At 62.6% G+C, this 12,883-nt stretch carries 9 protein-coding genes; 5 read left to right on the top strand and 4 right to left on the bottom strand.

The window, feature by feature from the left end:
* Positions 1-33 precede the first annotated feature (33 nt).
* Entirely contained in the window at positions 34-489 is a 456-nt protein-coding gene (locus tag ACYVGC_RS18775; protein ID WP_460585392.1) for a hypothetical protein, read from the bottom strand.
* 180 nt (positions 490-669) lie between these two features.
* Here ACYVGC_RS18775 and ACYVGC_RS18770 point away from each other — a divergent pair, with 180 nt between their 5' ends.
* Together ACYVGC_RS18770 and ACYVGC_RS18765 are read left to right on the top strand one after the other, a co-directional pair.
* Entirely contained in the window at positions 670-1,446 is a 777-nt protein-coding gene (locus ACYVGC_RS18770) for a slipin family protein (RefSeq protein ID WP_460585391.1), read from the top strand.
* A gap of 87 nt (positions 1,447-1,533) precedes the next feature.
* The gene (locus tag ACYVGC_RS18765) at positions 1,534-3,006 is read left to right on the top strand and encodes an SDR family oxidoreductase (RefSeq protein WP_460585390.1); all 1,473 of its coding nucleotides are present in this window, start codon (positions 1,534-1,536) and stop codon (positions 3,004-3,006) included.
* Positions 3,007-3,080: 74 nt separating this feature from the next.
* Here ACYVGC_RS18765 and ACYVGC_RS18760 read toward each other — a convergent pair whose 3' ends face one another.
* Positions 3,081-3,719, bottom strand: coding sequence for a hypothetical protein (locus ACYVGC_RS18760; protein ID WP_460585389.1), 639 nt, complete (start codon positions 3,717-3,719; stop codon positions 3,081-3,083).
* A gap of 630 nt (positions 3,720-4,349) precedes the next feature.
* Here ACYVGC_RS18760 and ACYVGC_RS18755 point away from each other — a divergent pair.
* The 3 genes from ACYVGC_RS18755 (at position 4,350) to ACYVGC_RS18745 (ending at position 9,455) form a co-directional block, all read left to right on the top strand.
* Positions 4,350-6,866 carry a TonB-dependent receptor gene (locus ACYVGC_RS18755; RefSeq protein ID WP_460585388.1) on the top strand — a complete coding sequence of 839 codons (2,517 nt, stop codon included), beginning with the start codon at positions 4,350-4,352 and terminating at the stop codon, positions 6,864-6,866.
* Positions 6,867-7,044: 178 nt separating this feature from the next.
* Complete coding sequence (locus ACYVGC_RS18750) at positions 7,045-7,884, top strand: hypothetical protein (protein WP_460585387.1); 840 nt, start codon at positions 7,045-7,047, stop codon at positions 7,882-7,884.
* Positions 7,885-8,120: 236 nt separating this feature from the next.
* Positions 8,121-9,455: a serine hydrolase domain-containing protein gene (locus ACYVGC_RS18745; protein ID WP_460585386.1), complete on the top strand. Its 1,335-nt coding sequence runs from the start codon at positions 8,121-8,123 to the stop codon at positions 9,453-9,455.
* A gap of 70 nt (positions 9,456-9,525) precedes the next feature.
* Here the strand turns inward: ACYVGC_RS18745 and ACYVGC_RS18740 are convergent, their stop codons facing one another.
* Positions 9,526-10,389 carry a transporter gene (locus ACYVGC_RS18740; protein WP_460585385.1) on the bottom strand — a complete coding sequence of 288 codons (864 nt, stop codon included), beginning with the start codon at positions 10,387-10,389 and terminating at the stop codon, positions 9,526-9,528.
* 107 nt (positions 10,390-10,496) lie between these two features.
* Positions 10,497-12,830: a TonB-dependent receptor domain-containing protein gene (locus tag ACYVGC_RS18735; RefSeq protein ID WP_460585384.1), complete on the bottom strand. Its 2,334-nt coding sequence runs from the start codon at positions 12,828-12,830 to the stop codon at positions 10,497-10,499.
* Positions 12,831-12,883 lie beyond the last annotated feature (53 nt).

The raw sequence follows: 12,883 nt of genomic DNA, 5'->3' as shown, positions 1-12,883 counted from the left end.
TAAAAAATGAAAAACAAAGCAAGTACTCCGCCGCTAGCCGCTGTGCGCTCGCAGGACGTCGCGGACCAGGGCCAGGTTGGTATCGCGGCTGTTGATGGCCAGGTACAGCACGCGCTGGTCGTCGTGGCTCACGCGCAGCAGATGCAGCTGCTGATGCAGCGTAATGAGAATATCCTCGATGCGCTCGCCGGGCAAGTCGAGGGCCTGCAAAGCCCGGCGCTTCTGGCGCACCACTTCCGCGTTGTAGGGCGCGGCCTTGGCGGGAACCAGGTCCGGCGCGTTGGTGTGCGCGGCTAGCGCCTGCCCGCTCGCGATGTCGATAACGGCAACGGCCAGCAACTCGGGCAGGGCCAGCAGCAGGGCTGCTACCGTGGCCTCAGCCTCACTCCGCTGCTTTTCAGTAACTGCCTGGGTGGCCGGCTTCTGAAAACGATGCAGGAAGGGAATTTTCATGGGGCGTGCGGCCAGGCTACCAGCAGAAGGAAGCATTGGGATGTCTTAAAGGTATGGCCTGTTTAAGATTTTTTACGCATTTATTAAGCAAGAGATGATTAATCTTGGTAAACAGCCGGATATCCTTTGCGAACGGGGAAGCTTACCCGGTGAAACTCCCACCCCGACTTCCTTGCCCGGCGCTATACATTCGCTGAACTTTAACCCGCTCCTGCCATGCTCCTCCTAGCCCCCCTTATCGTCGCCGTTATTTTGCTGGCCATGAGCCTGCGCATTGCCCAGGAATACCAGCGGGCCATTGTGTTTCGGCTGGGGCGCTACACGGGTACGCGGGGGCCGGGGCTGTACTGGCTGGTGCCGTTTATCGAGCGCCAGCAAACTATCGACATGCGTACCAAAACGGTGGAACTGGAGCAGCAGGAAACCATCACCAAAGACAGTGTGACTATCAAGGTGAATGCCGTGCTGTGGTTTAAGGTAATCAACCCCGCCGATGCCGTGATTAAGGTGGCCGACTACAACAAGGCGGTGTACCAGCTCGCGGTGACGGCGCTGCGCAACATCATCGGTCAAAACCAGCTCGATGAGGTGCTGCGCGAGCGCGCCCACATCAACAGCTCGCTGCTGCAAATAGTGGATGCGGCCACTGAAACCTGGGGCGTCAAGATTGAGCTGGTTGAGATAAAAGATGTGGAGATTCCCGAATCTATGCAGCGGGCAATGGCCCGCGAGGCGGAGGCCATTCGGGAAAAGCGCGCCCGCATCATCAAGGCCGAGGCCGAGCTGGAGGCCAGCATCAAGCTCACGCAGGGCGCGCTGGAAATGGAGCAAAGCCCCATCGCCCTGGAGCTGCGCCGCATGCAGATGCTTTCAGAAATCGGCATCGACAACAATACCACCACCATCGTGCTCATCCCGTCGGAGTTTACACAGGCGGCTAAGAGCTTCTCGCAGATGGTGCAGCACGACAAGCCGGCGGCTCCGGCGGACTAAATCTTCGCAAGCAAGTGGGCGAACAAGTATGTCAGTCCTACGTTCTTACGTGGGCGCGGCGGTGGCCGTGCGTTGCTGCTCCCACCCATGAAAATATTGCTCACCGGGGCCACCGGCTACATTGGCCAGCGCCTGCTGCCCGTGCTCACCGCCGCGGGCCACGAGGTAACCTGCCTGGTGCGCGACGCCCGCCGCTTTGCCCTGCCCGATACGCTGCCCGAAACCCAGCACCCGCAGGTGCACGTGGCGCAGGGCGACCTGCTGCGGCCCGATTCGCTGGCCGACCTGCCCCTCGACATCGACGCCGCCTACTACTTGGTGCACTCCATGAGCGGGCACGGCGAAGACTTTTTTCAACTGGAACAGGCTTCTGCTCAAAATTTTACGGATTACCTGGACCGTACCACCACCCGGCAGGTTATCTACCTCTCTGGCATTGCCAACGACCACGACCTGAGCGTGCACCTGCGCTCGCGCGAGGCGGTGGAGGCGGTGCTGGGCCGCGCCCGCACGGCCCAACTCACGGTGCTGCGGGCCAGCATTATCATCGGCTCGGGGTCGGCGTCGTTCGAGATAATCCGCGACATTGTGGAGAAGCTGCCCGTGATGGTGACGCCGCGCTGGTTGAACTCGCGCTGCCAGCCGCTGGGCGTGCGCGACGTGATGTTTTACCTCACGGCCGTGCTCGGCAACCCCGCCTGCCTGGGGGAAAGCTTCGACCTGGGCGGGCCTGATGTACTGACGTACAAGGAGATGCTACTCGGGCTGGCCGCCCAGCGTGGCTACAAGCGTTGGATAGTGACGGTGCCCGTACTCACGCCGCGGCTGTCGTCGTGGTGGCTATACTTGGTCACCAGCACCTCGTTTTCGCTGGCCCAAAGCCTGGTCGAAAGCCTCAAGAACGACACTGTGGTGGACTCCGCGCGCAGCATTGCCCGCGTGGTGCCGCACCCCTGCATGAGCTACCGCGAGGCGCTGGCGCTTGCCTTTCGGCGCATCGAGCAAAACGAGGTGGTGAGCAGCTGGAGCGACGCCATGAGCAGCGGCACCCTGCGCCAGGACTACATGAACGCCATCCAGATTCCGAAGAACGGGATGTTTTTTGACCGGCAGCGGCGCAGCTTTACCCGGCCGGTGGCCGAGGTGCTCGACAATATTTGGCGCATCGGCGGGGAGCGCGGCTGGTATAAAACCGACTGGCTCTGGCGCATTAGGGGGCTGATGGACAAGCTGGTAGGCGGTGTGGGGTTGCGCCGGGGCCGCCGCTCGCCCAACCAGCTGCGGGCCGGCGACCCGCTCGACTTCTGGCGCGTGCTGGTGGCCGACCGCGCCGCCAAGCGCCTGCTGCTGTACGCCGAAATGAAGCTGCCCGGCGAGGCCTGGCTCCAGTTTCGCATCGTGGACAACCCCGACGGCACCCACGCCCTGGAGCAGCTGGCCGCCTACCGCCCCCAGGGCCTGGCGGGCCGGCTGTACTGGTACGCGGTGCTGCCGTTTCACGGCATTATTTTCAAGGGCATGGTGCAGAACCTACTTGATTACCCGGCCGCGGCCAGCTAGCCTAGCAGGACTTAAGCAAAAGCGGTTTGTCATGGTGAGCGCAACGCTTGCAATGACAAACCGCTTTTGCGTACTCATAACCGATAGATACTAATGCTGTTAACCCAGGCTGAGTCGGCGTATGCGGCGGTGGGCAGGGCGGCGTTCAGCAGTACCGGGCGGCTCGTCGGCGTGGGCTGGCAGCGAAAAGTGACCGGGTACGAGCGGGTAAACTCCTCCTTGGTTAGCGGCGGGTTACGGTCGATTTTGCCGGGTCCAAACGCGCGGCGCAGTTCCCCCAGCCGCAGCAGTCGGTCGGGGTTGGGCCGCGCCCTGTTCAACTCAGGATGGGGGCCCGGCAGCCGGCGCGGCACCAAAATATAAACGTGCTCCAAGGCTCTGTCAGGGGTTAAGAAGGCCTCTACCTGGCAGGTTGGCAAGTTTAGGTACAGGTTATCGCTGGCGTCGAGCGAAAACAGCGAATCGGCATAGCGGGGCGCATCGGCCGCCCGAAATTGGGTGCCTCGCGCTAGCTCCTCCGCAAAATGGCGCGTTACCAGCAGCACCGTTGGCACCGGCTTGGCTGGCCGCGCCCCAGCAGCAGGGGCCGCCTCCAGGGCGGGCGCGCCGTGGCAGCTAGCTACCAACAGCCAAACTCCCACTGCCCAACGGCCCGCCAGCTTGTGCTGGCGCAGAAGAGGGGATGCAGTACAGAAGTTGCTTTTTTGACTCATAGCAGGTTGTGTAATAGAACTGCACGTAAAAGAACGTCATGCTGAGCGTGCCTGAAAGTCTGGCTGAGCAATTTCATTCTTGCCTGGGCAACCCTTGTCAGGCTTCTCACATCTGCTGACCTGAGTGCGCCGCGCTGGCTTAGCGCAGCGAAGCAATTTGGTAATGGATAAATGTGGTGGCCGATGTAACGTTTGCCTCGCCAACAGGTACTCGTAGTGAATCAGGGGGTTGGAGAGTTGGCTGGTTGCCCTTATTCAAAAAATAGTTTCGGTTAAAATGCCCTTCTGAGCGCTGAAAACGCTTATTGCGAAAAATATTCGTCACAGTACTATGTGAAGCAAAGTACCTGTCGTACGTTTGTTCTATCAAAAGCCAAGTACCACCTCACTACCCACAACCTGGCCGCGCCTAGCTGCAGCCGAAAGCGGGTAGTCACTGGCCGCCAACCGGGCGGCTGGTTCGCCCCGGCCTAGCGGCCGGGCCTTTCGACCAGCTTGCTGGTCAGCCCACTTTTTTTGCCCCGGTGCACCTGCACCGGGCCCCGACTCCCCACTCCCCCACCGGAACCGCGGCCGGCTGGGAACGGAATCGCCATGCCCAAACCGAACGCTTCTTTTCGCGCCACTGCCATGTCTTACTCTTTGAACACCAGCTCACTACCCATTGCAGCCAGCCTTGGCTTGCTCTTGGCCCTGCCGCTAGCTAGCCACGCCCAAACGGCCCCGGCCACCCGCGCCACCATCAGCGGCACCGCCGTGGATGGCGGAACCCAGGCCGAGCCACTGTCCTTTGCCACGGTGCTGCTGCGCCGCGCCGAAGCCGGTGATACCAGCCTGGTAGCCAGCGGCCAAACCACGCTGGCCGGCACGTTTGAGCTGCCCCAGGTGCCGGCCGGCGCCTACCGGCTGCGGGTGCTGGCGCTGGGCTACCAGCCGCTGCTACGCGCCGTGCAAGTGCCCGTAAACCAAGTAGTTGTGGCACTGGGCAGCTTGAAGCTGCGCACGGCCAGCCAGCGCCTGGGCGAAGTAACCGTGACGGGCCAGAAGGCCGTGGTACAGCAGGAGTTGGGCAAAACGATTATCAACGTGGAGAAAGATTTGAGCAGCGTGGGCGGCACCGCCGTAAACGTGCTCGAAAACGTGCCCTCGGTGGCCGTAGATGCTAGTGGCACGGTGAGCCTGCGCGGCTCCAGCAACCTCACTATTCTCATTGATGGCAAGCCCGCCGGCACCAGCAACGGCGGCCCCGGCCCGCGCCTCGACCAGATTCCGGCCTCCCAGATTGCGCAGGTGGAGGTGATGACCAACCCCTCGGCCAAGTACGACGCCAGCGGCGCGGGCGTCATCAACATCATCACCAAAAAGAACAAGAAAGAGGGCTGGAACGGCCAGGCCGCCCTGGTGCTGGGCACCCGCGAAAAATACTCGCCCAGCCTGAGCCTGAGCCGCCACCACGGCAACGCCACCTGGAACCTGGGCTACGATGGCAACGACCAGCTGTACCGCACCAGCACCCGCAACGCGCAAACGGCGCTGCTGGATGCGGGCACCGGCAACCGCCTCTTTACCAGCCAGGAAGGCCGAGGCTTGCAACACAACCGCAATCACAGCCTCAACCTGGGTTTGAACTACGACCTCACCAAGGAGCAGACCCTGAGCGTGAGCGTGCAGCCGCACTGGGAGCACCAGACTGAAACCGACAACCAGGTGCTGACCCAGCAAACCGTGGGCTCGCCCACCGTGACCACGCAGTACGGCCAGCAGTTGGCCGACGTGAACGTGACCGTGCTGGAAACCTCGGCCGACTACCGCCACACCTGGGAAGCCCACAAGGGCCGCGAGCTGACCGCCAACGCGGGCATGGTGAACGTGGACGCCGACATTCCGGTGAGCCAGCTGCTGACGGGTGGCACGCAGCCCGCTGGCTTCCGGCAGCAGCAGCAGGTGAAAGCCCAGATTTATTTTGGGCAGGCCGACTACACCCTGCCCAGCGCCGATGGCAAGGGCAAGCTGGAAGCCGGGGCCAAGGTGCAAACGCTGCGCAATACCGGCAGCACGGCCATGTTTACGCCCACCAGCCTCGACCCTAACACCGAGTTTGAGCGCGATGCGCGGCGCTCGTTCGACTACGGCTTTACGCAGGTGATGCCCGCCGCCTACGCCACCTACCAGCGCACCCTGGCCCACGGCTGGAGTGCCCAGGGTGGCCTGCGCACCGAGGCTACCCTGCTGAGCGGCAACGTAGCCACCGCCGCCGGCACCAGCGCCGACATCAACCGCCAGTACATCAGCCTCTTCCCTTCGGCCACGGTGGCCCGCGAGCTGGGCAAGGAGCCCGGCCAGAGCCGGTTGCAATTCAGCTACGCCCGCCGCCTCAACCGGCCCGATTTCATGCAGCAGCTACCCATTCAGCTCTACCAGGACCCGCGCAACTACCGCCAGGGCAACCCCAGCCTGCTGCCCGAGTTCAGCCACAACGTGGAGCTGGGCCACCAGCTGAACCTGGCGGGCGGGGCCAACATCACGAGCACCGTATTTGCCCGCTTCACCCAAAACGCCATCCAGCGGGTGCGCACCATTGACGAGGACGCCACCGCCACGGCCAACGTGGGCGTGGTAACCCAGGAAACCTACCTCAACCTGGGCAACACCACCAACCTGGGCCTCGAAATGACCTGGGCCCAGCCCCTGGCCAAGTGGTGGCGCGTGTCGGCCAGCGGCTCCATCTACCGCAGCCAGATTGCCGCCAACGCCGCTAATGCCGCCAACCGCTCGGCCCTGGCCGGCACCGCCCGCCTGGCCAACAACTTCACGCCCCGCAAAGGGCTTGATATTCAACTCACTGGCAACGTGCGCTCTACGGTACTCACCGCCCAGGGCCGCCAGCTGCCCACCGGCGCCCTCGACGTGGCCCTGCGCCAGCGCCTGTTTAGCGAGCGCGCTGCCCTCACGCTGCGGGTGTCCGACCTGCTCAACACCCAGGTGCGCCGCACCGAGCTAGCCACCCCCGAGCTGCAAACCAGCCTCTACAACAAGTACGAAACGCGCGTGGCCTGGCTGGGCTTCACCTGGTTCATCGGTGCCACCAAAGCCAAAGCCGGCGGCATCGACGCCGCTCCCAGCGGCGGCGGCGGGTTTGGCGGCTAAGGTTTTGATGACTAAAGGCGCAACCAGCACCTCATGCTGACGAAAGAAGTATCTCGCTCGCTGCACCAACCTCAGCTAGTCAACGATGCGGGCGAGATGCTTCCCTGCGGTCTGCATAACGCGGTAGTTACGCCTTGCTAATTACTCATTGCTTTTTTCACTCTTATCTCCCAATCACATGAAAACTGTCGCTTTGTTGCTCGCCGTGGCCTTGTCGCCCCTCGCCACTTTTGCCCAGGTTGGCGCGCCTTCATTACCTACTGCTCAATCCGTTGGCTACCGCGCGGCGGCGCTGGTGCCGGCCTACTACACCCACAGCGTAGCCGGTGGGGGTAGCATCACCTACTTCGGCGCTACGTGCTCGCACAATGCCGCCGATGCCCAGTTTGCCCAGCTGCGGCAGGCGTTTGCCAGCTGCCAGCCCACCGTCGTTTTCTACGAGCACCCCGACCTAGGCCTCGACAGCACGGAGGCGGCCACCATCACAAACTTTGGCGAAGGCGGCTACGCCCGCTACCTGGCCCGGCAGCACCGGGTAGCCACCGCCCGCCTCGACGACCCGCTGGCCGAATACGCCTACCTGCAAGCCACCATTGCCCCCGACCGCCTCAAGCTATACTACCTGCTGCGCGAGTCGCAGCGCAACCGGGTGCGCACCGGCAACCCGTCGCTGGCCCTCGCCAAACGCACCATGCAGCAGTTGCTGGCTAACAGCCCGCAGTTTTTGCCCGGCACGGCGCAGGTCGTCCGCAACGAGGCGGAGCTGGCCTCCGCCTACCGCCAGTACTTCGCCGCCAGCCCCAAGTGGTGGCAGGCCCCGGCCGACTGGTTTGCGCCCCAGGCGGCGGCCAGCTCCTCCAATGCCTTGCTGCGGGAGGTGAGCACGGCCCTGCTGGCCTACCGCGAGCAGCAAGTGTATAGCAAGCTGCTGGCCCGCGCCCAGGCCGGCGAGCGGGTGCTGGTGGTGATGAGCCGCGCCGAGCTGCCCGCCACGCCCCCCGCCCTGGCCCGCAACTAACGTCCTAACGCTCTGTAAAACAACGCTTAGTCTTCGACCAACCCAAACGTAGCATCCTGCTTTTACTCGCTGCCTGGCGCGAAACCTTATAGGGCAGCGGGCGAGGGCGGGGTGCTGCATTTTTGGGGCTTTGGAAATGGTCAAAATCTGCTACTTGACTGGTAATGAGTTGGAGCGGCGAGCGATGAACTTGCCGTTCCGTTCTTTCACTCTTTCCTACTCACACTCAACCCGCTATGTTGCACCGCCCTACGCTCGCTCTAATTACCCTGCTGGGCCTTGGCACCCTCACCGCCCCGGCCCAAACCCTGAACACCGCCAAGCTCGACAGCCTCCTCAATGCGCTGGCCACTAATAACAAAATGATGGGCAGCCTGGCCCTCTCCCACGACGGCCAGGTGGTGTACAGCCGCGCCTTTGGGGAGGTGCAACTAACCCCCCAAACGCCGGCCACCCCGGCCACGCGCTACCGCATTGGCTCCATCACGAAGATGTTTACGGCGGTGATGGTCTTTCAGCTTATCGAGGAGAAAAAACTCGCCCTGACTACGCCGCTGGCCACGTTTTTTCCGCAGGTTCCGAACGCCAAAACCATCACCATCGACCAGCTGCTGAGCCACCACAGCGGCATCCACAACTTCACCAACGACCCGGCTTTTGTGAGCTACCTGACGCAGCCCAAAACCCAGGCCGGGATGCTGGCCATTATCGCCGCGCCGCAGCCCGACTTTGCCCCCGGCACCAAGGCCGAGTATAGCAACTCCAACTTCGTGCTGCTGGGCTACATCGTGGAGCAGCTAACCAAAATGCCCTATGCCCAAGCCGTGCAAAAGCGCGTAGCCGCCAGGGCCGGCCTCAAAAACACGTACTACGGCGGCAAAATATCCCCCGCCCGGCAAGAGGCGTTCTCCTACACGATGGGCAGCGGCGGCTGGCAGCCCGCGCCCGAAACCGACATGAGCATTCCCGGCGGTGCGGGGGCCATGGTGGCCACGGCTTCTGACCTCGACCGCTTTTTGGAGGCGTTGTTTGGTGGCAAGCTAGTAGCAACTAGCAGCTTGGCGGCCATGCAGGAAATCCGCGACGGCTATGGGCGGGCTCTGTTTCAGGTGCCGTTTGGGGCCAAGAAAGGCTACGGGCACACGGGCGGCATCGATGGGTTTCGCTCGGTGGCCTACTACTTTCCGGGCGATGAGCTGGCCGTGGCGCTGTGCAGCAACGGCGGCACCTATGCACCCAACGACTTGATTATCGGCGCGCTGAGCATTTATTTTGGCGTGCCGTACAAGGTGCCGACTTTCGCAGCCACCACCTACGTGCCCGCCCCCGCCGACCTCGACCGCTACGCCGGCACCTACGCCAACCCGCAGCTCCCCATCAAAATCACGATGACCAGGGAGGGCTCCACGCTGCGCTCGCAGGCCACCGGCCAGGCCGCATTCCCGCTGGAGCCCGTGCGCGCCGGCGTGTTTAAGTTTGAGCAAGCCGGTATTCAGGTGGATTTTGCCGCCGACAAGCCAACGTTCACGCTCAAGCAAAGCGGTGGCACTTACGTATTTACGAAAGAATAGTGTGCGGTAAGCTTTAGCTTGCCGGGGACGGGCCAGGCGTTACCCCGGCAAGCTAAAGCTTACCGCACTTCTACCTTCTGAAGCTGAAGCCCACAAAGTACTCGTGGTCAACGCCGGCCGTGAGCGGCAGGTGCGCCCCAAAGTCAATTTGCAGGTTATTGCCGATGTCGAACTGCGGCCCCAGGTTCACGGAGCCACGCCACCGGCTTTCGCGCAGGTCGCGGTAGCCCACCACTTCCACAAAGCCCTCGAGCAATTTTGTGAACTCGTAGTCGGTGGTGAGGGTGGGCGTGAGCTGCACGTAGTGCTGGCCCTGCTCGCGGTCGAAGTACAGGTTGCCTTCGACCTGGCCGCCAGCACTCCATTTCTTATTAATCTGAAACACAGCGGGTAACACCAAGCCGGGCTCGTAGCCGCCATCGCCCATGGGGCCGGTGGGCAGCTGCACGTAGCCAATCACGCCCAGGGCCCAGCGGCTGTCATCGTCGCCCACCAGGGTGTGCTTGAGGCGCAGCGTCACATCGCCGGTACCACGCGCCACCTGGCTAATGCTGGGGTCAGTGTCATCGGTCACGCGGGTGGTGGTGTAGCTGTCAAATTCCACCTGAAAATCGGTGCGGTTGGTGAGGCCGATTTTGGCCAGCCCGTGGTTCACGTACCAGTCGCGGCCGTGGGTGGGACCGGCGCGGCGCATCAGCAGGCGCAGCCCATCGCTTTCGTACTGAAAGTGGCCCGCATCCACCGAATACGGGCTTTCCGTGATGCCGGGGCGGTCGGGCACCATGGGGCGCATGTACTTGCGCGGCGTGGGGTGAAACAGGTTAAACTGCTCTTTATCAACCTTAACGGTATCATTGAGCGGCTTTGGGGTTTGCGCGGCGGCGGGGCCGGCCAGCGCCAGGGTTAGCCCCAGGCAGGGGTAGAGGTAGCGCATGAGCAGAAAAAGATACCAGGTGGGGCTCCGCAGCCGCGGCGGCGGCGGTGGCTACTGCCAAAGCTATTGTGACCCCTAAAGCAGCAAAATTAGCCAACGCTGCGCTACTACTTAATTCTGCGCGGAGCCACTGGCTCGCTACGCGTCACTACTTCGGCCCCTTTCTTACCAAAGCGATAGGTAGCGGCTAGCGTCAGGTTTTGCAGGCGGCTAAACTCAGTTGAGCGGCCGCCCACATCGGTCGAGAAATAGCTGACCACTGTGCGCTGCCCCAGGTTGAACAAACTGGTCCAACTCGCCGCCAGAAACAACTTTTGCTTCAGCACCGACTTGTTAACGCTCAGCGACACATTCGGGGCGCGCTGCAACTCCTCGCTGAAGGGGCGGTAGCGATAATTGACATACGTGAGGTTGAGCGTAGCCGACAGGTTTTTAGTGGGGCTGTAAGAGGTTTCGGCACCGACTTCGACCACCGTGCCCGCTTGCTGCTGCTGATAGCTATTACCATGGCTACCCTCGTAGGCGAAGGCGTACCGGTAGCCCTCGAAGCGCGCATTGGCATTGAGATTTACCTTATCCGCTAGGCGTTGCGTGAAAGAAATATTGAGGCCAAATTTGGTAAGCGCTCCCACGTTAGCATAGGACGCGCTCAGGCTGTTATCAGCCAGCAGCTCGTAGCCGTAGAGGTCGATAACGTGTTGCTGGTGATTGTAATAAATACTAGTGGTAAGGTCGCGCTTGTCGTTGCTGAACACGTTGTAGAGTTCCACGTTGTGGCTCGTTTCAGGCACGAGGCCGGCGTTGCCGATACGCACTAGGTTGGGGCGGTAGCTGAGCGGGCCGGCGCTCACCATTGCCGCGTCGGGCAGGGTAATGTCGCGGGAGTAGGAGGCAATCCAGACCCCCACTTTTTCGGTGGGCCGTGAGTAGCTCACCGTTGGTACCCCGTACCAGATGGTGCGGTCAATATTTTCGAGGCCGCCCGTGGTTTGCAGGCGGTTGGCCTCGCCCCGGTAGCCGAGATGCATCTCACCGGCGCCAAGGGCAAACGTGGCCGTGGCAAACAGGGCGCCCAGCCGCACCTCGTAGCGCGAGGCATCGGCGAGGGTGCCGGCCGGGTCTTGCCCCGCCGCATTGCGGTAGAGTTGGTTGCGATAGGCCGAGCCATACTGGTATGTATTATAGAGCCCGCCCAGCTCCAGCTTGGCGCGTCGCACGGTGCGGGTGTGCCGCAGTTGGGCCGAGTAGCTGGTGCTGGTGGTGGCCTGCGCCACGTCGGAGGCCGCGTAGCCCGCCGGGCGGGCGGCGCCGTAGGCATTGCGCAAGTCCAGCTGGCGGCGCAGGCGGGTAGCGCCCACGTCGAGGATAAAAGCCGTGCTATCGTTTTGGCGATAAGCCACTTCGGCCAGCCCAATGCGCTGGTTGTCGTGGGTGTCTGATTCCGTAGCCGTTTCGTAGCTGGCGCCGGCCTGCGTGAGGGTAGTCGCATTTTGGTAGCGAACGGCCTTACCATTTTGATAGGCCCCCAGCGTCACGCCTACCCGCGCCGTCGGCTTATACTGCACCATGAGTGAATTAAAAGAGGGCACCACCGCGTAGCGGCTGCGGCCATCCTCGCTAAACAGCGGCTGGCCGGTGGCAGTAGCCAACCAGGCCGACTGGTTTTCGTCGCGGTAGCGGTTGGCGTAGGTATTCGATAATAAATTGACAAACAACTTTTTATTAGCGATATATAAGCTAGCCGTGCCAGCCTCGCCCCGGCCCACGAGGCTGGTTTGCCCCGTCGCGTTGCCGCCCAACTGGAGGCTGGCGGGCCGCTTCAGCACGATGTTGATGATAGCCTCGCCGCTGCTCAGCCGGGCTGAAGCGGCGGGCTTGTTGATGAGCTCTACTCTATCGACCAGTTCCAGGGGCAGGTTGCGGACTACCTCCTCGCTGGCTGCCACACCGTTGAGGTAGTAGCTTGGCACCTTGCGGCCGTCTACCATCAGGGTGCCGTTTTTGCTCATAACGCCGGGCAGGGTTTTGATGAAATTACCGGCAATGGGGGCCTCCGCCGTAGTTAGTGGCTGCGCCGCGTAGGAGCGTTTTTGCACGTCTGCGGTCCCGGTGCGCCGGCCCTGCACCACTACTTCGGTTAGGGCTACCTCGGGGTCTGTGGCCAGGTCGCCCACCGCCAGCAGCGTGTCCGGCGGGGCCAGCGGCCGCAGGGCCAGCGGCACACCCGCTCCGCCCAGCACCGGCCTGATAACTACTTGCCGCACGGCACGGCCCACCCGAAAGCGAAATACTCCGCGGGTATTAGTCAAAAAGCCGGCGAGCAGCGTGTCGGGGCGGGCAGCGTCGTACACCCGGAACTCGCGCGAACTTACCGCATTTTTGCTTCCTGCCTCCACCAGCCGGCCCTGCACCCACATCGGCGGCGCGGCAGGCCGCACCACCTGCGCGGCTGCCCCTTAGCAGCAAGCAAGCTGCCATCCCAGCAGCCCCAGAA

The organism is Hymenobacter arcticus (genome assembly GCF_054779975.1).
This window is presented reverse-complemented; position numbering and strand designations above follow the sequence as displayed.